The sequence below is a fragment of the Isoptericola sediminis genome (assembly GCF_013085345.1).
GTDB classification, from domain to species: Bacteria; Actinomycetota; Actinomycetes; order Actinomycetales; family Cellulomonadaceae; genus Isoptericola; species Isoptericola sediminis.
Genome location: NZ_JABFAJ010000024.1, coordinates 377,494 through 397,503 on the forward strand (window position 1 = coordinate 377,494; position 20,010 = coordinate 397,503).

A 20,010-nucleotide genomic window follows, 5' to 3' on the forward strand; every position below is an offset into this window, starting at 1 on the left:
CGGTGACAGCCGAGCAGCCGTCGACGGACCCCGCGCCGGGCGAGGAGGACCTGACCCCCGAGCAGCGCGCCGCCCGCACGCGCGGGTACGTGGGGGTGCTGCTGCTCGCCGCGGGCATCGGTGTCCCGGTGTCCCTGGTGGCCTTCGGGTTCCTCGCGCTCCTGCACGCCCTGGAGCACGCGGTCTGGGAGACGTGGCCCGCGACGTTCGGCCACGAGGTGGCGCCCTGGTGGTGGGCCCTGCCGTGGCTGCTGCTCGGTGGTGTGCTCGTCGGTGTCGCCGTCCGGTGGCTGCCCGGTCACGGGGGTCACGTCCCGATCGACGGCCTGGGCATCGACCCCGTGCCCGCACGGTTCGTGCCCGGGATCCTCCTCGCGGCGCTCGGCGGGCTCCCGCTCGGCGTGGTGCTCGGTCCGGAGGCGCCGCTGCTCGCCCTCGGGTCGGCCGTCGCCCTGCTGCTCGTGCGACCCGTCGCGGCGTCCGGGGCGCCCGGGGCCGGCGCTCTGATCACGGTCGCCGGCGCCGCCGCGGCGCTCGCGGCCATCTTCGGCAGCCCGCTGGTCGCCGCGATCTTCGTCCTGGAGGCGGCCGGGCTGGCCGGTCCCCGTCTCGCCCGTGTCGTGCTGCCCTGCCTGCTGTCCGCCGGGATCGGGTCCCTGGTCTTCACCGGCATGGGCACCTGGACCGGTCTGCAGATCCCCTCGCTCGCGCTGCCGGACCTCGCCGGCCCCGACCGGCCCGACCTCGGCGACGTGCTGTGGACCGTGCCGTTCGCCGTGGCCACCGCGTTCGCCGTGCGGCAGGTGCACCACCTCGGCCGCTGGACGGCGCGACGGGCGGCGGACCGGCCGCTGTCCGCCGCGGTCGGCGCGGCGCTGGTCGTCGCCGGGTGCGCGGGTGCCTACGCCCTGCTGACCGGTCGGTCCCCCGAGGAGGTGGCGCTCAGCGGTCAGGGGCTGCTGGAGCCGCTGGCCGCCGACCCCGGCGCCTGGTCCGCGCCGGTGCTGGTCGCGCTCCTCGCCTTCAAGTCGATCGGGTACGGGGTGTCGCTCGGTGCGCTGCGCGGCGGCGCCATCTTCCCGGCCGTGCTCCTGGGTGCCGCCGCGGGCGTGCTCGTCTCCGGCCTGCCGGGTTACGGGGTGATCCCGGCCATGGCGGCGGGGATGGCCGCCGCGACGGCCGCGATCCTTCCCTACCCCGTGGCCTCGGCGGTCCTGGTGGTGGTGCTGCTGGGCTCCAACGCGGCCGCGATGACGCCGGTCGTCCTGCTCGCCGTCGTCGTGGCGTTCGTCTCCGAGCAGATCATCGCGACGGAGCGGCGCCGCCCGGCCTGACCTGCGTCACTCGCCCGTCGAGCCGTCGACCGCCTCGCGCAGCAGGTCGGCGTGCCCGTTGTGGCGGGCGTACTCCTCGACCAGGTGCACGAGGATCCAGCGCAGGCTGAACCGGCCGCCGCCGTGCCGGTCCTCCCGCGCGGACAGCTGTTCCGGACCGGCGACCGCCAGCGCCGCGTCCAGGAGCCGGTCCGCGGCGGCGACGGTCGTGTCGTACAGCTCGCGCACCGCGGCGGGGGAGTCGTCCGCCGCCGAGTGCCAGTCCCAGTCCGGGTCGGCCGACCAGTCGACCGTGTCGAAGGGGGCGAGGGCGGGGGCGCCGGTCAGGACGACGCTGCACCAGTGCGACTCGACGTAGGCGAGGTGCTTGAGCAGCCCGCCGAGCGTCATGTCCGACGGCGGCAGGGGGGTGCGCAGCTGGTCGGCGGTCAGGCCGGACGTCTTCCGGCGCAGGGTGTCTCGGTGGTAGTCGAGGAAGGCGCGCAGCGTGCGGGTCTCGTCGGCGCGCAGCGGCGGCTCGGTGCGGTCGGGGATGCCCGTCACGTCGCGGCCCTCGGGTGCCCGGCGAGGGTCGCCGCCCGGCCCAGCACGGCGTCGAGCATCGACGGGGTCAGCCGGCCGGTCGAGGTGTTGTGCGGCGAGACGTGGTAGCTGCCGAGCACGGTCAGGCGCCGTGGCCCGCCGTCGAGGTGCTGCAGGGCGAGCTCGGCTCCATGGGCGAACCGCGGCCGGGGGCGCGGGACCGACCAGCCCTGCTCGGACAGCGAGCCCAGCAGCGCGTTCCAGCCGATGGCGCCGAGCGCCACCGCGACCCGCAGCGTCGGGGCGAGCAGCTCCAGCTCGCGCGCGAGGTAGGGCGCGCAGCGGCGACGTTCCTGCGGCGTCGGGCGGTTCTCGGGCGGCACGCACCGCACGGGCGCCACCAGGCGGACCCCGTCGAGGACCATGCCGTCGCCCCGGCCCGTCGACTCGGGCTGGTTGGCGAGCCCGCAGCGGTGCAGCGCGGCGAACAGGAAGTCCCCGCTGCGGTCGCCGGTGAACATCCGCCCCGTGCGGTTCGCCCCGTGGGCCGCGGGGGCGAGCCCGACGACGACGACGGAAGCGCGTGCGTCCCCGAACCCGGGAACCGGCCGGGCCCAGTACGTCTCGTCGCGGAACGCGGCCCGCTTCTCCCGGCCGACCTGCTCGCGCCAGGCGACCAGCCGGGGGCAGGCGCGGCAGGAGACCAGGTGCGCGTCGAGCTCGGCGAGGGTGCGTGCCGTCCGGGCCGCCGAGGGCGGGTCGACGGGCGGTCCGTCGGAGGGGTCCACCGTGCCATCCTGCCCGGTCCCCGCGGACACGGCGAGGGCCCGCTCCCCCGACGGGGGAGCGGGCCCTGCGTGCGGTGTCGGTCAGGCCTCCGCGGCGGTCTTGACGGGCGGCGCCTCGACGGCGAGGGAGCGCACCGACCAGCCGAGCAGGCCGAACAGGACACCGAGGCCGATGACCAGGGCGCTGACGCCGTAGGCGACGACCGAGGTGAACAGGGAGGCCCGCAGGAACGAGGCGTTCATCGCGGTGTCGCGGCGCGGGTCCTCCCGGTCGAGCTCGGCGTAGGTGAGCCCGTCGGTGGCGTCCAGCGCGTGCTGGTCGATGATCTGCGCCTGGGCGTAGGCGGAGAACGGTCCGTCGACCTCGTCGCCGGCGAGGAACGAGGCGTCCTCCGAGACGGTGATGTTCTGCGCGCTGAGCTGGGAGCTGACGGTCGCCCACGTGACCGCACCGGCGACGATCATGACGAGGCCGGCGATCAGGGCGATGATTCCCACGATGCGCACCCCGCGGTTGCCGGTGGGGGTGGTGCTGGTGGTGCGGGCGATGGTGGTCATGTTCCCCTCCGAGGGTCCGGGTCGCGACTCTCGCGGCCGGTGTCCGACGCCCCTCCGGCGTCTGACTCCATGGTAAGACCACATAGCCTGACCTGCGAGGACGTTTCTTGTGAATTACTTCACATGGATGTCCGGGGCGTCGGTCCCGCACCGCGCCCGCCGGCGGCCCGGGTCGCGGGCACCGGCGTCCGCGCCGGGTCGGTACGATCGAGGGGCGTCGCCACCGGCGATGTCGCCCGGCGGCCCGCGGGCCGCCGCCCACCCGAACCACCAGCGCAAGGAGCACCACCGTGTCCGACGCCGTAGCGAACGCCACCGACCCCACGACCGCGGTGACGGTGGAGCAGGCGACGACGGGCACCGAGCTCTTCGCCGACCGGCGCGACGTCGTGGTCATGCGCGTGGACGGCGAGCTGCTGGACCTGTCCCGCGAGGTCGTGCCCGGCACGGTCGTCGAGCCGGTCACCGTCGGTTCGCCGGACGGGCTGGCGGTCCTGCGGCACAGCGCGGCGCACGTCCTCGCCCAGGCGGTGCAGCAGGTCAACCCCGAGGCGAGGCTCGGCATCGGTCCGCCGGTGACCGACGGCTTCTACTACGACTTCGACGTCGCCGAGCCGTTCACGCCCGAGGACCTCAAGAAGCTGGACAAGGTGATGGCCCGCATCATCAAGGAGGGCCAGACCTTCCGCCGACGCGTGGTCACCGAGGACGAGGCGCGGGCCGAGCTGGCCGCCGAGCCGTACAAGCTCGAGCTGATCGGCCTCAAGGGAGGCTCGTCCGACGAGGACGGCTCCTCCGTCGAGGTCGGCGGCGGCGAGCTGACCATCTACGACAACGTCCGCGGCGCCGGCCGCGAGAGCGAGCAGGTCGTCTGGTCCGACCTGTGCCGCGGCCCGCACCTGCCGTCCACCCGGCTCATCGGCAACGGCGTGCAGCTCATGCGCTCGGCCGCGGCGTACTGGCGCGGCAGCGAGAAGAACCCGCAGCTGCAGCGGGTCTACGGCACCGCCTGGCCGACCAAGGACGACCTGAAGGCCTACCTGGAGCGGCTCGCGGAGGCCGAGCGACGCGACCACCGGCGCCTGGGCAGCGAGCTGGACCTGTTCAGCTTCCCCGACGAGATCGGTTCCGGGCTCGCGGTGTTCCACCCCAAGGGCGGCATCGTGCGCACGGAGATGGAGGACTACTCGCGGCGCAAGCACATCGAGGGCGGCTACTCGTTCGTCGCCAGCCCGCACATCACCAAGGGCCGGCTCTTCGAGACCTCGGGGCACCTGGACTGGTACGCGGACGGCATGTACCCGCCCATGCACCTGGACGCCGAGCTCGACGACGACGGCGTCGTGCGCAAGCCGGGGCAGGACTACTACCTCAAGCCGATGAACTGCCCGATGCACAACCTGATCTTCGACTCGCGCGGGCGGTCCTACCGGGAGCTGCCGCTGCGGCTGTTCGAGTTCGGGACGGTGTACCGGTACGAGAAGTCCGGCGTCGTGCACGGACTGACCCGCGCGCGCGGGTTCACCCAGGACGACGCGCACATCTACTGCACCCGCGAGCAGATGCGCGACGAGCTGTCCACCACGCTGACGTTCGTGCTGGACCTGCTCAAGGACTACGGACTCGACGACTTCTACCTCGAGCTGTCCACCCGCGACCCGGAGAAGTCCGTCGGCGAGGACGCGGCCTGGGAGGAGGCGACCCGCACCCTGGAGGAGGTGGCCACCGCCTCCGGTCTGGACCTCGTGCCCGACCCGGGCGGTGCCGCGTTCTACGGCCCGAAGATCTCGGTCCAGGCCCGGGACGCCATCGGCCGCACCTGGCAGATGTCGACGATCCAGCTCGACTTCAACCTGCCGGAGAAGTTCGACCTGGAGTACACCGCGGCCGACGGGACCCGGCAGCGGCCGGTCATGATCCACCGGGCGCTGTTCGGTTCGATCGAGCGGTTCTTCGCCGTCCTGCTCGAGCACTACGCCGGCGCCTTCCCGGCCTGGCTCGCCCCGGTGCAGGTGCTCGCCGTGCCCGTGGCCGAGGCGTTCGACGACTACCTCGGCGACGTCGTGGCGAAGCTCCGTGCCGAGGGCGTGCGGGCCGAGCTCGACACCTCCGACGACCGGTTCGGCAAGAAGATCCGCAACGCCGCCAAGCAGAAGGTGCCGTTCGTGCTCATCGCCGGCGGAGAGGACGCCGACGCCGGCGCCGTTTCCTTCCGGTTCCGCGACGGGACCCAGGAGAACGGGGTGCCGGTCGACGAGGCCGTGCAGCGCATCGTGACCGCGGTCCGCGACCGCGAGCAGGTCTGACGTGACGGATCCCGCGACCGGACCCGAGCAGGTGCCGGCGGACCGCTTCGGCCCGCCGGAGGACGACATGGCGCGGCTGTGGACGCCGCACCGGATGGTCTACATCGGCGGGCAGGACAAGCCCGCCGACTCCTCGGTGCAGCACTGCCCGTTCTGCCGGATCCCCACGGGCGACGACGAGGACGGCCTCGTCGTCGCCCGCGGGGCCGCGTGCTACGTCGTGCTGAACCTGTACCCGTACAACAGCGCGCACCTGATGGTGCTGCCGTACCGGCACGTGTCGGACTACCCGGACCTGACCCACGACGAGACCCTCGAGCTGGCGACGATGACCCAGACGGCGATGCAGGTCGTGCGGGACGTCTACGCGCCGGCCGGGTTCAACCTCGGGATGAACCAGGGGGAGGTCGCGGGTGCCGGGATCGCCGCGCACCTGCACCAGCACGTCGTGCCGCGGTGGCTCGGGGACGCGAACTTCCTGCCCGTGGTGGGCCGCACGAAGTCGTTGCCGGAGCTGCTCGCCGACACCCGCGCCCGGCTCGCCGCGGCGTGGCCCGACGCCTGAGCCGGGCCGACCGCTACCCTGGCGTCGCCGGCCGGAGCCGGCACACCACAGACCGAGGAGCAACACCCATGTTCGGCCGCCTGCGGGCCACCATGCAGCGACTGTTCACCCCGCTCGCGCACCTGCTGCTCCGCCGGGGCGTCTCGCCGGACACCGTGACCGTGGCGGGCACGGTGGTCGTCACGGCGGTCGCCCTGACCCTGCTGCCCACCGGGCACCTGCTGCTCGGCGGGGTGCTCATCGGGCTCTTCGCGCTGCTGGACTCCCTGGACGGGGTCATGGCGCGCCTCTCCGGCCGCAGCGGCCCCTGGGGGGCCTTCCTCGACTCGACCCTGGACCGGATCTCCGACGGCGCGGTCTTCGTCGGCATCACCCTCTGGTTCGTGCTCCACCCCGACGTGCCCTACGCCACCTGGGGCACCGTGGCCGCGCTGGCCTGCCTCGCCCTGGGCTCGGTGGTGCCGTACGCCCGGGCCCGCGCCGAGTCCGTCGGGGCGAGCGCCGACGTGGGCATCGCCGCGCGGACCGACCGGCTGGTCATCGCCCTGGCGCCCACCGGGTTCGTCCAGGTCGGCCTGCCGGTCCTCGTGCTCGTCGTGGTGCTGTCCCTGCTGGCGGTCGCCAGCCTCGTCACGGTCGTCCAGCGGATCATGACGGTCCGCCGTCAGATCCACCTGGGCGGCCGTCCCCTGGAGGATGCCTGATGGACGTCGCCGCGCTCTACACCTTCGCCTGGCAGCACGCCCACCGGGTGCCCGAACCGCTGCAGCGGGCCGCCGCCACGGTGGCGGCCGACCTGACCTGGTGGCGCCACGGTGCCGGGGTGCGCCGGCTGGAGGCCAACTACGCCCGGGTCCGGCCCGAGCTGGACGCGCGGGCGCTGCGCCGGCTGTCCCGCGAGGGGATGCGCCGCTACCTGCGCTACTTCCGCGAGGCGTTCACGCTCCAGGGCGCCGACCCCGACCAGATCGCCGCCCGGGTGCGCGTCGAGGGCGAGGAGAACGTCCGCCCGGTGGTGGAGGCGGGCGGTTCGGTCGTCATGGCGCTGAGCCACTGCGGCAACTGGGACCTCGCCGGGGCCTGGGCCACGCCGCACCTGGCACCGGTGCTGACGGTCGCCGAACGCCTCGAACCCGCCGCGCTGTTCACCGAGTTCGTCGCGTTCCGCCGCTCGATCGGCATCGACGTGCTCGCCCTCGGCGACGACGGCGTGTTCCGCGACCTGGTGCGCGGCGCCGAGGACGGCCCCCGCCTCCTCCCGCTGCTGGCCGACCGGGACCTGACCGCCCGCGGCGTCGAGGTCGACCTGTGCGGCCACCGGGCCCGGGTCGCCGCCGGCCCCGCGGCGCTGGCGCTGGCCACCGGCGCCCCGCTGCTGCCCGTCGGCATCTTCCACGAGCGCCTGCACGGCGAGCGCCGGCGCCGGGCCGGGTCGGCGTGGGGGACCGTCATCCGCTTCCTGCCCGCCGTACCGGTCCCCGCCGTCGAGGACCGGGGCGAGCAGATCGCCCGGCTCACCCAGGCCTGGGTCTCGGTGCTGGGGGAGTTCCTCGTCGAGCGCACCGCGGACTGGCACATGCTGCAGAAGGTGTTCGTCGACGACCTCGACCCCGAACGGTACGCCCGCACGAAGGCCCGGGCGGGGGAGGCGTGATGCGACCGCTGCGCGTGGGCATCGTGTGCCCGTACTCCTTCGACGCCCCCGGCGGGGTGCAGTTCCACGTGCGCGACCTGGCCGAGGCGCTGCGCGCGGGCGGGCACGAGGTCTCCGTCCTGGCCCCGGCCGACGAGGACACCGAGGTGCCCGACGTGGTCACCCCGGCCGGCCGGGCCGTGCCGGTGCGCTACAACGGCTCGGTGGCGCGCCTCGCCTTCGGTCCCCGGGCCGCCGCGCGCGTGCGGCGGTGGATCGACGCCGGCCGCTTCGACGTGCTCCACCTGCACGAGCCCATGACCCCGTCGCTGTCCATGCTGGCCCTGTGGGTCGCCGACGGACCGGTGGTCGCCACCTTCCACACCTCCCAGGTGCGGTCGCGGGCCCTGCAGATCGCCCACCCGCTGCTGCGGCAGTCGCTGGAGAAGATCTCGGCCCGCATCGCCGTCTCCGAGGACGCCCGACGCACCCTGATCGACCACCTCGGCGGGGACGCGGTGGTGGTGCCCAACGGGGTCTACGTCGACCACTTCGACGTGCCCCCGGCGCCACGCTGGCAGGGCACCCCCGCGGCGCCCACCGTGGCGTTCCTGGGCCGGCTCGACGAACCGCGCAAGGGGCTGCAGGTCCTGGCGGCGGCGGCCCCCCGGATCCTCGCCGAGGTGCCCGGGACGCGCTTCCTCGTCGCCGGGCGCGGTGACGAGGGCCGGGCCGAGGCCGAGGCCGCGCTGGGCGAGCACGCGTCGTCGTTCGAGTGGCTCGGGGGCGTCAGCGACGCCGACAAGGCGACGCTGCTGGCGTCGGCCGACCTGTACGTGGCCCCGCAGACCGGCGGCGAGAGCTTCGGCATCGTGCTCGTCGAGGCGATGAGCGCGGGCACCGGCGTCGTCGCGAGCGACCTGGGGGCGTTCCGCCGGGTGCTGGACGACGGCACCGCGGGTCGGCTCTTCCGCACCGGCGACGCCGAGGACCTGGCCGCGACGGTCCTGGCGGCGCTCGCGGACCCGGCGGGCACCGAGGAACGCCGCGAACGGGCCCGGCGGTTCGTGCGCACCTTCGACTGGTCGGAGGTCACCGAGCGGGTGCTGGCGGTCTACGAGATGGCCCTCGCCGCCTCCGAGGCGCTGGGCGACGGGGCCGTGCACGAGGACCTCCTGGCCGGGCGCCCGCCGTGGCTGCTGGGTCGTGGCCCCCGGACCCGCGGGGGTGTCGACCGATGAGCTGGAGCTGGTCCGAGACGGCGCTCGTCGTCGTCGTCCTCGTAGGTCTGGCGCTGTGGCTGGGTTGGGTCACCGCCTCGCGGCTGGACCGTCTGCACCGCAAGGTCGTCGCCTCGCGGCACGCGCTGCAGGCGCAGCTGGACCGGCGCGGGCGGGTGTCCGTCGACCTGGCGTCCGCCGGGCTGCTCGATCCCGCCAGCGCCGTGCTGCTCGCCGACGCCGCGCTGGCCGCCCTGGACGTGCCCGACCGCACCGCCGACCCGCGCCCCAGCGAGGCCTTCTCGCTGCGCGGCCTCCCGCCCGAGCGCGAGCGCGCCGAGTCGGCGCTGTCCATGACGTTGCGGTCCGTACTCGAGGACCCGGACGAGGTGGCCGAGCTGCGGGTGACCGAGGTCGGCGACGACCTGCTGGGCGACCTGTACTCGGCCTGGTACCGCGCCCAGCTCGCCCGGCGCTTCCACAACGAGGCCGTGGCGCAGGCGCGCCGTGCCCGGCGTCCCCGCGTCGTGCGCTGGCTGCGGCTGGCGGGCCGGGCACCGCTTCCCCGCACGGTCGAGCTCGACGACCAGATGCCGGCCGGGCTCGAGCGGGCCTGACCCGCCGGCGAACCGCCGTAGGATGGGGCCTACGGCGTGGGACCACGCCGGCACGCGGGCGGCCCGGAGGTCGCGGCGTGCTCGAAGAACTTCTGTGAGGTTGCGTTGAGCGAGACCACCGGGACACCTGCCGGCACGACGGGCGTCGGCGAGGTGGGCACGGCCCGCGTCAAGCGGGGGATGGCCGAGATGCTCACGGGGGGCGTCATCATGGACGTCGTCACCCCCGAACAGGCGAAGATCGCCGAGGACGCCGGGGCCGTCGCGGTCATGGCCCTCGAGCGGGTCCCCGCGGACATCCGCGCTCAGGGCGGCGTCGCCCGCATGAGCGACCCGGACATGATCGCGGGCATCGTGGACGCCGTCTCCATCCCCGTGATGGCCAAGGCGCGCATCGGGCACTTCGTCGAGGCCCAGGTGCTGCAGTCCCTCGGCGTCGACTACGTCGACGAGTCCGAGGTGCTCACGCCCGCCGACTACACCCACCACATCGACAAGTGGGCCTTCACCGTGCCGTTCGTGTGCGGCGCCACCAACCTCGGCGAGGCCCTGCGCCGCATCACCGAGGGTGCGGCGATGATCCGTTCCAAGGGCGAGGCCGGGACGGGCGACGTCTCGAACGCCACGACCCACATGCGCCAGATCCGTGGCGAGATCCAGCGGCTCAGCTCGCTGCCCGCCGACGAGCTGTTCGTCGCGGCCAAGGAGCTGCAGGCGCCGTACGAGCTCGTGGCGGAGGTCGCCCGCGCCGGTCGCCTGCCCGTCGTGCTGTTCACGGCCGGCGGCATCGCGACGCCGGCGGACGCCGCGATGATGCGTCAGCTCGGCGCCGAGGGCGTCTTCGTGGGGTCGGGCATCTTCAAGTCCGGCGACCCGGTGGCGCGCGCCAAGGCGATCGTGCAGGCCACCACCTTCTACGACGACCCGGACGTCCTGGCGAAGGTCTCCCGCGGTCTGGGCGAGGCCATGGTCGGCATCAACGTCGACGAGGACCCGGAGCCGGTCCGGCTCGCGGAGCGCGGTTGGTGAGCTCGCCGGAGACGCCGGCGTCGTCCTCGTTGGGCCCCGACTGGGTGCCCGGGGACGACGGCCGGCGCCACCGGCGCGCCGCCCGCGTCATCGTCCTGGACGGTGCCGGCCGGGCCCTGCTGGTGCGCGGCCACGACGCCGACGACCCCACCCGGTCGTGGTGGTTCACCGTGGGCGGCGGCATCGACGCCGGCGAGACGGAGGAGCAGGCGGCGCTGCGCGAGCTGCGCGAGGAGGCCGGCCTGGAGCTCGGACCGGCCGACCTGGAGGGCCCGGTCATGACCCGCGCCGGGCTCTTCCACTTCTTCGCCGAGACCTGCCGCCAGGACGAGGTGTTCTTCGTGGCCCGCGTCGAGGACGGTCACGAGCCGACCGACCACGGGTGGACCGACGTCGAGCGGGACGTGCTCGACGAGATGCGCTGGCTCAGCGCGGACGACCTGCGGGCCGAGACGCGCGAGGTGTTCCCCCGCGTGCTGCCGGACCTGCTGGACCACCTGGTCGCGGGCTGGGACGGCGTCGTGCGGCACCTGGGTGAGGAGAACGACGACGAGGCGCTCGAGCGCCGCGACTAGCGGTGCAGCGCGACCCCGCGTCGGGTCAGCTTGCGGGTGTAGACGGTGTCGGCGCACAGCAGCCGGCTCGTCACCGCGGCCAGCAGCACCGCGACCAGCAGCGCGGCCAGCAGGTCGGGGACGGCCAGCACCTCCACGACGAACGCCACCGCGGTGGCCGGTGCCCGGACGGTCCCGGCCAGGACGGCCGCCATCCCGATGACGGTGAAGGCGGCGGCGTCGGTGCCCGACCCCGGCCACACCGTGGTCACCACCTGGCCGCACGCGCCGCCGAGCATCGCCCCGACGAAGAGGGCCGGGGCGAACACCCCGCCGGAGCCGCCCACGCCCAGGGTGAGGCTCGTCGCCAGGATCTTCAGAGCCACCAGGGCCAGCAGCGTGACCAGGACGAACCGGCCGGCCAGCGCGTCGGCCACCGCGCCGTAGCCCACGCCGTACAGCTGCGGCCACCACAGCAGCAGACCGCCGAGCAGCAGCCCGCCGACGGCCGGGCGCAGCCACTCCGGGCCGCGCCACAGCCGGTCGCAGACGTCGGCGGTCGCGTACAGGAAGCGGGTGAACAGGGCTCCGGTCGCCCCGGCGGCCACGCCCAGCACGCCCACGGCCGCGAGCGCCGGCCCGCCGGCGACGGTGTGCGGGGGCAGCGCCAGCAGCGGCCCGCCGGTGCCGAGCAGGTGCCCGACCCCGACGCCGGTGGCGACGGCGAGCGCCAGCACGGCCAGGGCCCCGCCGCTGATCTCGAGCAGCACGAGCTCGACGGCGAAGAGCGCCCCGGCGAGCGGGGCGTCGAAGGCGCCCGTGATGCCCGCCGCCGCGCCGGCGGCGACGACGGCGCGCAACCGGTGGTCCGGCAGGCGCAGGAGCTGGCCGGCCCCGGAGGCCAGCACGGCACCGATCTGGACGGTCGGGCCGACCACGCCCACGCTGCCTCCCGAGCCCAGGCAGACCGAGGCGGCGTACGCCTTGACCGCGGCGACCCGGGGCGGCACGCGGCCCCCGTCGCGGGCGACGGCGAGCATCACCTCGGGCACCCCGAGCCCGCGGGCGCTCACCGGCGCCCACCGGTGCACGACGGGTCCCTGCAGGAGGCCGCCCAGCACGGGCGCCGCCACGAGCACCCCGGCACCGAGCCAGGGCACCGCCGGGTGCGAGAGGTCGACCCCCACGGAGTGGAGGGACGGGTCGGCGGAGCCGGTGAACACCTGCGTGAGCAGCCCCACCAGCGCGCGGAGGGCGACCCCGCCGAGGGCGCCGAGGGCGCCGGCCGCGACGGCGACCACGACGAGCGCCGCGGGGCGCACCTCGTGCGCACCGGGGCGCCCCGTGGGCACCAGACCGGCGCGCCAGGAGCGGGAACCGGGGGTGTGCACCTGTTCGATGCTAGACGACCGGCTTCGGCTGCGGCGCCGTGGTGCGTACACTGCCGCGGTGACCACGACGATCGGAGTACTCGCCCTGCAGGGGGACGTGCGCGAGCACACCCGGGCCCTGGAGGGCGCCGGTGCGCGCGTCGTGCCGGTCCGCCGCCGCGCCGAGCTCGAGGCGGTCGACGGCCTCGTGCTGCCCGGCGGGGAGTCCACCACGATGGACAAGCTGCTGCGCGTGTTCGAGCTGCGTGACCCGCTGTGCGCCGCGATCGCCGACGGCCTGCCGGTCTACGGCTCGTGCGCGGGCATGATCCTGCTGGCGGACCGCATCACCGGGGGGATCGAGGGGCAGCAGACGCTCGGCGGGATGGACGTGACGGTCCAGCGCAACGCGTTCGGCCGCCAGGTCGACTCCTTCGAGGCGGACCTGCCGATGCAGGGGTTCGAGGGCGGTCCGATGCGGGCGGTGTTCATCCGCGCGCCCTGGATCACCGAGGCGGGCCCCGGGGTGGAGGTGCTCGCCCGCATCCCCGAGCGCTCCACCGCCGGCGAGGGCCTCGGCGAGGCCGCCGGTAAGATCGTGGCAGCCCGTTCGGGGCGACTGCTCGCGACCGCGTTCCATCCGGAGGTCACCGGGGACTGGCGGGTGCACGCGCAGTTCGTCCGCGAAGTCAACGCCACGCGAAGGAGTTAGTCAGGTCATGTCCGGTCACTCGAAGTGGGCCACGACCAAGCACAAGAAGGCGGCGATCGATGCCAAGCGTGGCAAGCTCTTCGCGAAGCTGATCAAGAACATCGAGGTCGCCGCCCGCACCGGCGGGGGCGACCCCGCGGGCAACCCGACGCTGTTCGACGCCATCCAGAAGGCGAAGAAGTCGTCCGTCCCCAACGACAACATCGACCGCGCGGTCAAGCGCGGTTCCGGTGAGGGCGCCGACGCCGTCGACTACCAGGTCATCATGTACGAGGGTTACGGCAACAACGGCATCGCCGTCCTCGTGGAGTGCCTCACCGACAACAAGAACCGTGCCGCGGCCGAGGTGCGCACGGCCTTCACGCGCAACGGCGGGTCGCTGGCCGACCCCGGCTCGGTGTCCTACCTGTTCTCCCGCAAGGGTCAGGTCGTGGTGCCCAAGGCCGACGGCGTCACGGAGGACGACGTCATGCTGGCGGCGCTGGACGCGGGCGCCGAGGAGGTCATCGACCAGGGCGACTACATCGAGGTGCTGTCCGAGGCGACCGACCTGGTCGACGTGCGCTCCGCGATCGTGGACGCCGGGATCGAGTACGACTCCGCGGACTCGATCTGGCACCCGTCGATGCAGGTCGAGGTCGACGTCGAGGGGGCGCGCAAGATCATGCGGCTCATCGACGCCCTCGAGGACAGCGACGACGTGCAGAACGTGTACGCGAACTTCGACGCCCCCGACGAGGTCATGGCCGCGCTCGACGAGGACTGACACGCAGCGCACCGCAGGTGCGGGCGCGCCTCGGCGGCCCTGTCGGGGGTGCGTGAGACAGTGACGGCGTGCGAGTGCTGGGAGTGGATCCGGGGCTGACCCGGTGCGGTGTCGGGGTCGTGGACTCCCGGCGGGGGCGCCGGGCCGCCCTCGTGGGCGTCGGTGTGCTGGGCTCGGCGCCGGGCACGAGCACGGACCTGCGCCTGCTGACGATCGCCGACGGCCTGGAGAGCTGGCTGGACGAGCACACCCCGGACGTCGTGGCGGTGGAGCGCGTCTTCGCCCAGAACAACCGGGGGACCGTCATGGGCACCGCGCAGGTCGCCGGCCTGGCGATGGTCGCCGCCGCCCGGCGCGGCGTCCCGGTCGCCCTGCACACCCCCAGCGAGGTCAAGGCCGCCGTGACCGGTTCCGGCCGGGCGGAGAAGGCGCAGGTCCAGCGCATGGTCGCCTCGATCCTGCGGCTGGACACCGCACCGAGCCCGGCGGACGCCGCCGACGCCCTCGCGCTGGCCATCACCCACCTGTGGCGCCCGGCGGGCGCCCTGCAGGGCGGCGACCACCACGAGCTCACCCCCGCGCAGCGCGCCTGGGCGGCGGCCGAGCACCGCGCACGCGGGCGGCAGCGCGCCCCGCGCACCCCACGGAAGGAACACGTCCGATGATCGCCTCCCTCACCGGCACCGTGGCGCAGGTCGCCCTGGACCGCGCGGTGGTCGACGTCGGCGGCGTGGGCCACCTGGTCCACGCGACGCCGTCGACGCTCGCCGGTCTGCGCGTGGGGGAGCGGACCCTGCTGCACACGACCCTCGTGGTGCGCGAGGACTCGCTGACGCTCTACGGCTTCGCCGACACCGAGGAGCGCGAGGTGTTCGAGACCGCGCAGTCGGTGTCCGGGGTCGGCCCGCGGATCGCCCTGGCGATGCTCGCCGTGCTCACCCCGTCCGCCCTGCGCCGCGCGGTGGCGGACGAGGACACGGCCGCGCTGCGGCGCGTGCCCGGGATCGGCACCAAGAGCGCCCAGCGCATCGTGCTCGAGCTCTCCGGGCGGCTCGGTGCACCGACGGACGCGGCCGGCACCGAGGACGGCGGCACCGCCCCGACCGGCGGCGACGGTCGCGACCAGGTCGTCGAGGCGCTGGTCGGTCTGGGCTGGTCCGCCAAGATCGCCGAGGGCGCCGTGGACAAGGCGCTGGCGGAGGCCGGCACCGAGAGGATCGCCGCCGCCGACGTTCCTGCCGTGCTCCGCGCGGCTCTGAGGCAGCTGGGGCCGCGCCATGGCTGAGGGCGCGATCGACCCCCAGGACCTCGGCGAACGGCTCGTCGGCGCGGGTGCCGACGAGGTCGAGCGCGCGGCCGAGGCGGCGCTGCGGCCCAAGAAGCTCGACGACTTCGTCGGGCAGCGGGTGGTGCGCGACCAGCTCTCCCTGGTGCTGCAGGCCTCCATGGCGCGCGAGACGGCGCCGGACCACGTGCTGCTGTCGGGTCCGCCCGGGCTGGGCAAGACCACGCTGGCCATGATCATCGCCGCCGAGCTGGGGACCTCGCTGCGGGTCACCAGCGGCCCGGCGATCCAGCACGCGGGCGACCTCGCCGCCGTGCTGTCCTCGCTCGAGGAGGGCGAGGTGCTGTTCATCGACGAGATCCACCGGCTCGCCCGCCCGGCCGAGGAGCTGCTCTACGTCGCGATGGAGGACTTCCGGGTCGACGTCGTGGTGGGCAAGGGCGCCGGTGCCAGCGCGATCCCGCTGACCCTGCCGCCGTTCACGGTGGTGGGGGCCACCACCCGGTCCGGCCTGCTGCCGGCCCCGCTGCGCGACCGTTTCGGGTTCACCGGGCACCTCGACTTCTACGAGGCGGCCGAGCTGGAACGGGTGATCCTGCGTTCGGCCGGGCTGCTCGGTGTCGAGATCAGGCACGAGGCCGCGCACGAGATCGCGGGCCGCTCGCGCGGCACCCCGCGGATCGCCAACCGCTTGTTGCGCCGCGTGCGGGACTGGGCGCAGGTGCGCGGCGACGGTGTGCTCGACCTGCGGGCGGCCCGGGCCGCGCTGGAGGTCTACGAGGTCGACCCGATCGGCCTGGACCGGCTGGACCGCGCCGTCCTGGCGGCGCTGTGCCGCCGGTTCGGCGGCGGGCCGGTCGGGCTGACGACGCTGGCGATGACCGTCGGCGAGGAGTCCGACACCGTTGAGACGGTCGCCGAGCCGTACCTCGTGCGCGAGGGACTGGTCGCGCGCACCCCCCGCGGGCGGGTCGCGACCGCCGCGGCGTGGGAGCACCTGGGGCTGGAGCCGCCGGCGGGGACGTGGGCCGCACCGGCGTCGGCGAGCGGTGAGGGAACCGGGGCGACGTCGCGCACGTTGTTCGACGAGGTCTGAGGGTGCCGCCCGGCACCCTAGACTGAGACGAACACACGATCTTCCGATAGAAGGACTGAATCCCCGTGGACCCCACGATCATCATCCTCTTCGTCGCGCTCGCCGCGCTCATGCTGTTCATGAGCTCGCGGACGCGCAAGCAGCAGAAGCAGCAGGCCGAGTTCCGGTCCTCGCTCGCCCCCGGCCAGGAAGTCATGACGGGTTCCGGGCTCGTCGGCACCGTGGTCGACATCGACGAGGAGTCGGACATCGTCACCCTCGAGTCCGCCCCGGGTTCCCAGACCCGCTGGCTGCGGGCCGCCGTCGTCAAGCGGATGGACCAGCCGGTGGCGGACTCCGAGGACGACGAGGTGACCGAGGACACGTCGGAAGCCGGTAGCATCGCCCCCGCAGACGGTCCCGTCGAGGTGCCGGACGACCTGTCGGAGCTGGACACCGCGGAGCGGAAGGTCCAGGAGGACAAGCGCCGGGAGCACGGCGAGACCGAGGACAAGTGACCTCCGCGCCGGTCGGGCCCTGACCCGACCGGCGCCATCACGCTCCGCTCCGGCGGCGCGCACACGGGAAGAGAACCAAGTGGCCAACTCCAGCACGCGGCGCTCGCGTCCGGTACGCACGCTCGTGGTCTTCGCGCTCCTGTCGATGGTGGTGCCGTTCGTGGCCCTCCTCGTCGGGACCTACCTGGACCCCAAGAGCGACGACAACCCCGGCGGCGCCAGCCTGGCACCCGGACTCGCTCTCGACCTGCAGGGCGGGACCCAGATCATCCTGACGCCGACGTCGACGGATGGTTCCGAGCTCACGCCGGAGGCGATCGACGAGTCGATCAACGTGATCCGGCAGCGCATCGACTCCTCCGGCGTCGTCGAGGCCGAGATCGTCAACCAGGGTGGCGAGAACATCGTCGTCTCCATCCCTGGCGAGGTGTCCCAGGCGACGATCGACCTCGTCTCCCAGCCGGCGCAGATGCGCTTCCGCCCGGTCCTGGCCTACGAGCTCGGGATCCCGTCCCAGCAGCCGTCCGCGGAGGCGTCCGAGGGCGCCGACGGGTCCGGCGAGGGCGACGCGGCCGGGGGCGAGGGCGACGCGGCCGAGGGCGAGACCCCGGCCGGAGCCACCCCGGAGGAGCTCGCCGCGCTCGACGAGCAGATCGCGACCGAGGCGCAGGACGTCGACCCCACCGACGCCTCCGACCTCGCGCAGATCACGCCGGCCGTGCAGGAGAAGTTCGACGCCCTCGACTGCACCGACCCGGCCAACCTGGCCGGCGGCGGCGGGGCGGACCCGGACCAGGTCCTGGTCACCTGCTCCAACGACGGCAGCATGCTGAAGTACATCCTGGGCCCGGTCGAGGTCGACGGCACGCACCTGAGCAACGCCAGCTCCGGGCTCGGCTCCGGCCCCAACGGCACGACCACCAACGAGTGGGTCGTGAACATCGAGTTCGACGCCGAGGGCACCACGGAGTTCCGCCAGGTCACCGAGCGGCTGCAGAGCCTGGAGTCCCCGCGTAACCAGTTCGCGATGGTCCTGGACGGGCTCGTCATCTCGGCGCCGTCGCTGGCGCCCGGTGTGATCATCACCGACGGCCAGGCGCAGATCTCCGGGTCGTTCACCCGGGACTCGGCGGCCACGCTGGCCAACCAGCTGAGCTTCGGCTCGCTGCCGATCGCCTATGAGGTCCAGAGCCAGGAGACGATCTCGGCCACGCTCGGCTCCGAGCAGCTCCGCAACGGTCTCATCGCGGGTCTGATCGGTATGGCCCTGGTGGTCGTCTACTCGCTCTTCCAGTACCGCACCCTGGGTCTGGTGACCGTCGGTTCGCTGCTCATCGCGGGCGCCATCACCTACGTGTTCATCGCGCTGCTGTCCTGGACGATCGACTACCGCCTGTCCCTGGCGGGCGTCGCCGGTCTGATCGTGGCCATCGGCTTCACCGCGGACTCGTTCATCGTGTACTTCGAACGCATCCGGGACGAGATGCGTGACGGACGCTCGATGGCGATGGCGGTCGAGCGGGGATGGCGACGGGCCAAGCGCACCGTCCTGGCCGCCAAGTCGGTCACGCTGATCTCCGCGATCGTGCTCTACTTCCTCGCCGTCGGCGGGGTGCAGGGCTTCGCGTTCACCCTGGGTCTGACGACGATCATCGACATCGCCGTGGTCTTCTGGTTCACGCACCCGACGCTGCAGCTGCTGACCAAGGTGCCGTTCTTCCGCGACGGTCACTCGCTGTCCGGGCTCTCGCCCGAGCGCCTGCGCAGCACCAGCGGCCCCCGGTACGTGGGGGCGGGGCGCTTCTCGACGCCGGAGCCGACGCCGGAGACCTCCGAGGAGCCCGAGAAGGAACCGGTGCCCGCCTTCGCCGGGGCCACGGCCTCGCCGGCGCCGAGCACCGACGACTCGGGTCGCCGGATGACGATCGCCGAGCGCCGCGCGGCGCAGCGCCGTGCGGCCGCCGCGGACGGGCCGCCGGACGACCCCGGGACCGACGAACGCCGTGACGACGCCGTCCCCGGCGAGAACGAGGAGAGCCGCTGATGGCCGGCAGCATGACCTTCGCCCAGTGGGGCAACGACCTGTACACGGGTCGTCGCTCCTACCCGATCGTCGCGAAGCGGCGGGTCTGGTTCTCGATCGTCGGCGTCCTGGGGATCGCCTCGATCATCATCCTGCTCACCAAGGGCCTCACCCTCGGGATCGACTTCCGGGGCGGTTCGGAGTTCACGGTCAACGGCACGTCGACGACCGAGCAGTCGGTCGCCGTCGACGCCGTGCACGAGGTGCTTCCCGAGGACGAGCCGCGCGTCGCGGTCGTCGGCGGCGACGCCGTCCGGGTCCAGACCTCGCAGGTCTCCGGCGCCGACGAGACGGCCGTGGTCGAGGCCCTCGCCGCCGGGTACGGCGTCGAGGCCGCGGACGTCGACTCCTCGTTCGTCGGCCCCACGTGGGGTGAGTCGGTCTCCGAGAAGGCGCTGTGGGGCGTGACGGTCTTCGTCCTCCTCGCGGCGGCCTTCATGGCCGTGTACTTCCGCGCCTGGCGGATGTCGGTCGCCGGCATCCTGGCGATGCTCAGCGACCTGCTGATCTCCGCCGGGGTGTACGCCCTCATCGGCTGGGAGGTCACCCCGTCCACGATCATCGGCTTCCTGACGATCCTGGGCTTCTCGCTCTACGACAAGATGGTCGTGTTCGACAAGGTGCGCGAGAACACCACCGGGGTGCTCGACCAGTCGCGCAACACCTACGCCGAGCGGGCCAACCTGGCCGTCAACCAGACCTTGGTGCGGTCCATCAACACCTCCGTGGTGGCCCTGCTCCCGGTGGCGGGCATCCTCTTCCTCGGTGCCTTCGTGCTCGGCGCGGGCACCCTGCGGGACCTCTCGCTCTCGCTGTTCGTCGGTATCGCGGTCGGTGCGGCCTCGTCGATCTTCCTGGCCACGCCGCTGGACGTGTCGCTGCGCCAGCGCGAGCCGAAGATCCGCCGCCACACCGAGGAGGTGCTGGCCGAGCGGGGGCGCCTGGCCGACGAGGGCGGCCACGAGGCCGAGCTCGCGGCCGTGGCCGCCGGACGGTCCCAGCTGATCCCGGGGCACCACCAGGGGCACGGGTCCCAGCCGCGCCGCAAGCGCGGCGGCCGGTGACGTCACCCGTG

The 20,010-nt window shown here is 73.9% G+C and carries 21 protein-coding genes; 17 read left to right on the plus strand and 4 right to left on the minus strand.

From position 1 onward, the window contains the following. Positions 1–2: 2 nt before the first annotated feature. Positions 3–1,334: a chloride channel protein gene (locus HLI28_RS14205; RefSeq protein WP_171248196.1), complete on the plus strand. Its 1,332-nt coding sequence runs from the start codon at positions 3–5 to the stop codon at positions 1,332–1,334. Positions 1,335–1,340: 6 nt separating this feature from the next. Here the strand turns inward: HLI28_RS14205 and HLI28_RS14210 are convergent, their stop codons facing one another. The 3 genes from HLI28_RS14210 to HLI28_RS14220 form a co-directional block, all read right to left on the minus strand. Further along, positions 1,341–1,877 (minus strand): DinB family protein, encoded by a 537-nt coding sequence (locus HLI28_RS14210; RefSeq protein WP_343035851.1) that lies wholly within the window; start codon positions 1,875–1,877, stop codon positions 1,341–1,343. Further along, the gene (locus HLI28_RS14215; RefSeq protein ID WP_171248197.1) at positions 1,874–2,644 is read right to left on the minus strand and encodes a uracil-DNA glycosylase family protein; all 771 of its coding nucleotides are present in this window, start codon (positions 2,642–2,644) and stop codon (positions 1,874–1,876) included. The genes HLI28_RS14210 and HLI28_RS14215 overlap by 4 nt, the downstream gene beginning before the upstream one ends. Before the next feature lie 81 nt (positions 2,645–2,725). Then, positions 2,726–3,202, minus strand: coding sequence for an aromatic ring-opening dioxygenase LigA (locus tag HLI28_RS14220; protein WP_171248198.1), 477 nt, complete (start codon positions 3,200–3,202; stop codon positions 2,726–2,728). A 290-nt stretch (positions 3,203–3,492) separates the two neighbouring features. Here HLI28_RS14220 and thrS point away from each other — a divergent pair, with 290 nt between their 5' ends. The 8 genes from thrS (at position 3,493) to HLI28_RS14260 (ending at position 11,147) form a co-directional block, all read left to right on the plus strand. Beyond that, positions 3,493–5,508 (plus strand): threonine--tRNA ligase, encoded by a 2,016-nt coding sequence (gene thrS, locus HLI28_RS14225; protein ID WP_343035852.1) that lies wholly within the window; start codon positions 3,493–3,495, stop codon positions 5,506–5,508. A 67-nt stretch (positions 5,509–5,575) separates the two neighbouring features. Continuing rightward, entirely contained in the window at positions 5,576–6,073 is a 498-nt protein-coding gene (locus HLI28_RS14230; protein WP_171248337.1) for an HIT family protein, read from the plus strand. Between the two features lie 68 nt (positions 6,074–6,141). Continuing rightward, on the plus strand, positions 6,142–6,777 hold the full coding sequence (pgsA, locus tag HLI28_RS14235) for a phosphatidylinositol phosphate synthase (protein ID WP_171248199.1): 636 nt from the start codon (positions 6,142–6,144) through the stop codon (positions 6,775–6,777). Further along, entirely contained in the window at positions 6,777–7,727 is a 951-nt protein-coding gene (locus HLI28_RS14240) for a phosphatidylinositol mannoside acyltransferase (protein WP_171248200.1), read from the plus strand. The genes pgsA and HLI28_RS14240 overlap by 1 nt, the downstream gene beginning before the upstream one ends. A gap of 8 nt (positions 7,728–7,735) precedes the next feature. Then, a complete protein-coding gene (locus tag HLI28_RS14245) occupies positions 7,736–8,947 on the plus strand; it encodes a glycosyltransferase family 4 protein (protein WP_171248338.1) in 1,212 nt (403 codons plus the stop codon). Then, entirely contained in the window at positions 8,944–9,543 is a 600-nt protein-coding gene (locus tag HLI28_RS14250) for a hypothetical protein (RefSeq protein ID WP_171248201.1), read from the plus strand. Before HLI28_RS14245 ends, HLI28_RS14250 begins: the two co-directional genes overlap by 4 nt. A 105-nt stretch (positions 9,544–9,648) precedes the next feature. Further along, positions 9,649–10,572, plus strand: a complete 924-nt coding sequence (gene pdxS / locus HLI28_RS14255; protein WP_171248202.1) for a pyridoxal 5'-phosphate synthase lyase subunit PdxS — start codon at positions 9,649–9,651, stop codon at positions 10,570–10,572. Next, positions 10,569–11,147 carry an NUDIX domain-containing protein gene (locus tag HLI28_RS14260; RefSeq protein ID WP_171248203.1) on the plus strand — a complete coding sequence of 193 codons (579 nt, stop codon included), beginning with the start codon at positions 10,569–10,571 and terminating at the stop codon, positions 11,145–11,147. Before pdxS ends, HLI28_RS14260 begins: the two co-directional genes overlap by 4 nt. Here HLI28_RS14260 and HLI28_RS14265 read toward each other — a convergent pair. Next, positions 11,144–12,517 carry a chloride channel protein gene (locus HLI28_RS14265; RefSeq protein ID WP_171248204.1) on the minus strand — a complete coding sequence of 458 codons (1,374 nt, stop codon included), beginning with the start codon at positions 12,515–12,517 and terminating at the stop codon, positions 11,144–11,146. The genes HLI28_RS14260 and HLI28_RS14265 overlap by 4 nt on opposite strands. A gap of 58 nt (positions 12,518–12,575) precedes the next feature. Here HLI28_RS14265 and pdxT point away from each other — a divergent pair, with 58 nt between their 5' ends. From pdxT to secF, 8 genes are all read left to right on the plus strand, one after another. Beyond that, entirely contained in the window at positions 12,576–13,208 is a 633-nt protein-coding gene (pdxT, locus tag HLI28_RS14270) for a pyridoxal 5'-phosphate synthase glutaminase subunit PdxT (RefSeq protein WP_343035854.1), read from the plus strand. 7 nt (positions 13,209–13,215) lie between these two features. Beyond that, positions 13,216–13,974 (plus strand): YebC/PmpR family DNA-binding transcriptional regulator, encoded by a 759-nt coding sequence (locus HLI28_RS14275; protein ID WP_171248206.1) that lies wholly within the window; start codon positions 13,216–13,218, stop codon positions 13,972–13,974. 68 nt (positions 13,975–14,042) lie between these two features. After that, positions 14,043–14,639 (plus strand): crossover junction endodeoxyribonuclease RuvC, encoded by a 597-nt coding sequence (gene ruvC, locus HLI28_RS14280; RefSeq protein ID WP_171248207.1) that lies wholly within the window; start codon positions 14,043–14,045, stop codon positions 14,637–14,639. Beyond that, a complete protein-coding gene (gene ruvA / locus HLI28_RS14285) occupies positions 14,636–15,259 on the plus strand; it encodes a Holliday junction branch migration protein RuvA (protein WP_171248208.1) in 624 nt (207 codons plus the stop codon). The genes ruvC and ruvA overlap by 4 nt, the downstream gene beginning before the upstream one ends. Then, positions 15,252–16,355, plus strand: a complete 1,104-nt coding sequence (gene ruvB / locus HLI28_RS14290; protein ID WP_171248209.1) for a Holliday junction branch migration DNA helicase RuvB — start codon at positions 15,252–15,254, stop codon at positions 16,353–16,355. The genes ruvA and ruvB overlap by 8 nt, the downstream gene beginning before the upstream one ends. A gap of 65 nt (positions 16,356–16,420) precedes the next feature. After that, a complete protein-coding gene (gene yajC / locus HLI28_RS14295; protein WP_343035855.1) occupies positions 16,421–16,852 on the plus strand; it encodes a preprotein translocase subunit YajC in 432 nt (143 codons plus the stop codon). 79 nt (positions 16,853–16,931) lie between these two features. Next, positions 16,932–18,896 carry a protein translocase subunit SecD gene (gene secD / locus HLI28_RS14300; protein WP_343035856.1) on the plus strand — a complete coding sequence of 655 codons (1,965 nt, stop codon included), beginning with the start codon at positions 16,932–16,934 and terminating at the stop codon, positions 18,894–18,896. Further along, complete coding sequence (gene secF, locus HLI28_RS14305; protein ID WP_171248210.1) at positions 18,896–19,999, plus strand: protein translocase subunit SecF; 1,104 nt, start codon at positions 18,896–18,898, stop codon at positions 19,997–19,999. Before secD ends, secF begins: the two co-directional genes overlap by 1 nt. The last annotated feature ends 11 nt before the right edge of the window (positions 20,000–20,010 follow it).

What these genes read in the sequence shown, in the direction of transcription:
- HLI28_RS14275 (WP_171248206.1), top strand. Translation starts at nt 13,216, where the DNA reads ATGTCCGGTCACTCGAAGTGGGCCACGACCAAGCACAAGAAGGCGGCG.
- secF (WP_171248210.1), top strand. Translation starts at nt 18,896, where the DNA reads ATGGCCGGCAGCATGACCTTCGCCCAGTGGGGCAACGACCTGTACACG.
- HLI28_RS14240 (WP_171248200.1), top strand. Translation starts at nt 6,777, where the DNA reads ATGGACGTCGCCGCGCTCTACACCTTCGCCTGGCAGCACGCCCACCGG.
- HLI28_RS14250 (WP_171248201.1), top strand. Translation starts at nt 8,944, where the DNA reads ATGAGCTGGAGCTGGTCCGAGACGGCGCTCGTCGTCGTCGTCCTCGTA.
- HLI28_RS14220 (WP_171248198.1), bottom strand. Translation starts at nt 3,202, where the DNA reads ATGACCACCATCGCCCGCACCACCAGCACCACCCCCACCGGCAACCGC.
- pgsA (WP_171248199.1), top strand. Translation starts at nt 6,142, where the DNA reads ATGTTCGGCCGCCTGCGGGCCACCATGCAGCGACTGTTCACCCCGCTC.
- HLI28_RS14230 (WP_171248337.1), top strand. Translation starts at nt 5,576, where the DNA reads ATGGCGCGGCTGTGGACGCCGCACCGGATGGTCTACATCGGCGGGCAG.
- ruvB (WP_171248209.1), top strand. Translation starts at nt 15,252, where the DNA reads ATGGCTGAGGGCGCGATCGACCCCCAGGACCTCGGCGAACGGCTCGTC.
- ruvA (WP_171248208.1), top strand. Translation starts at nt 14,636, where the DNA reads ATGATCGCCTCCCTCACCGGCACCGTGGCGCAGGTCGCCCTGGACCGC.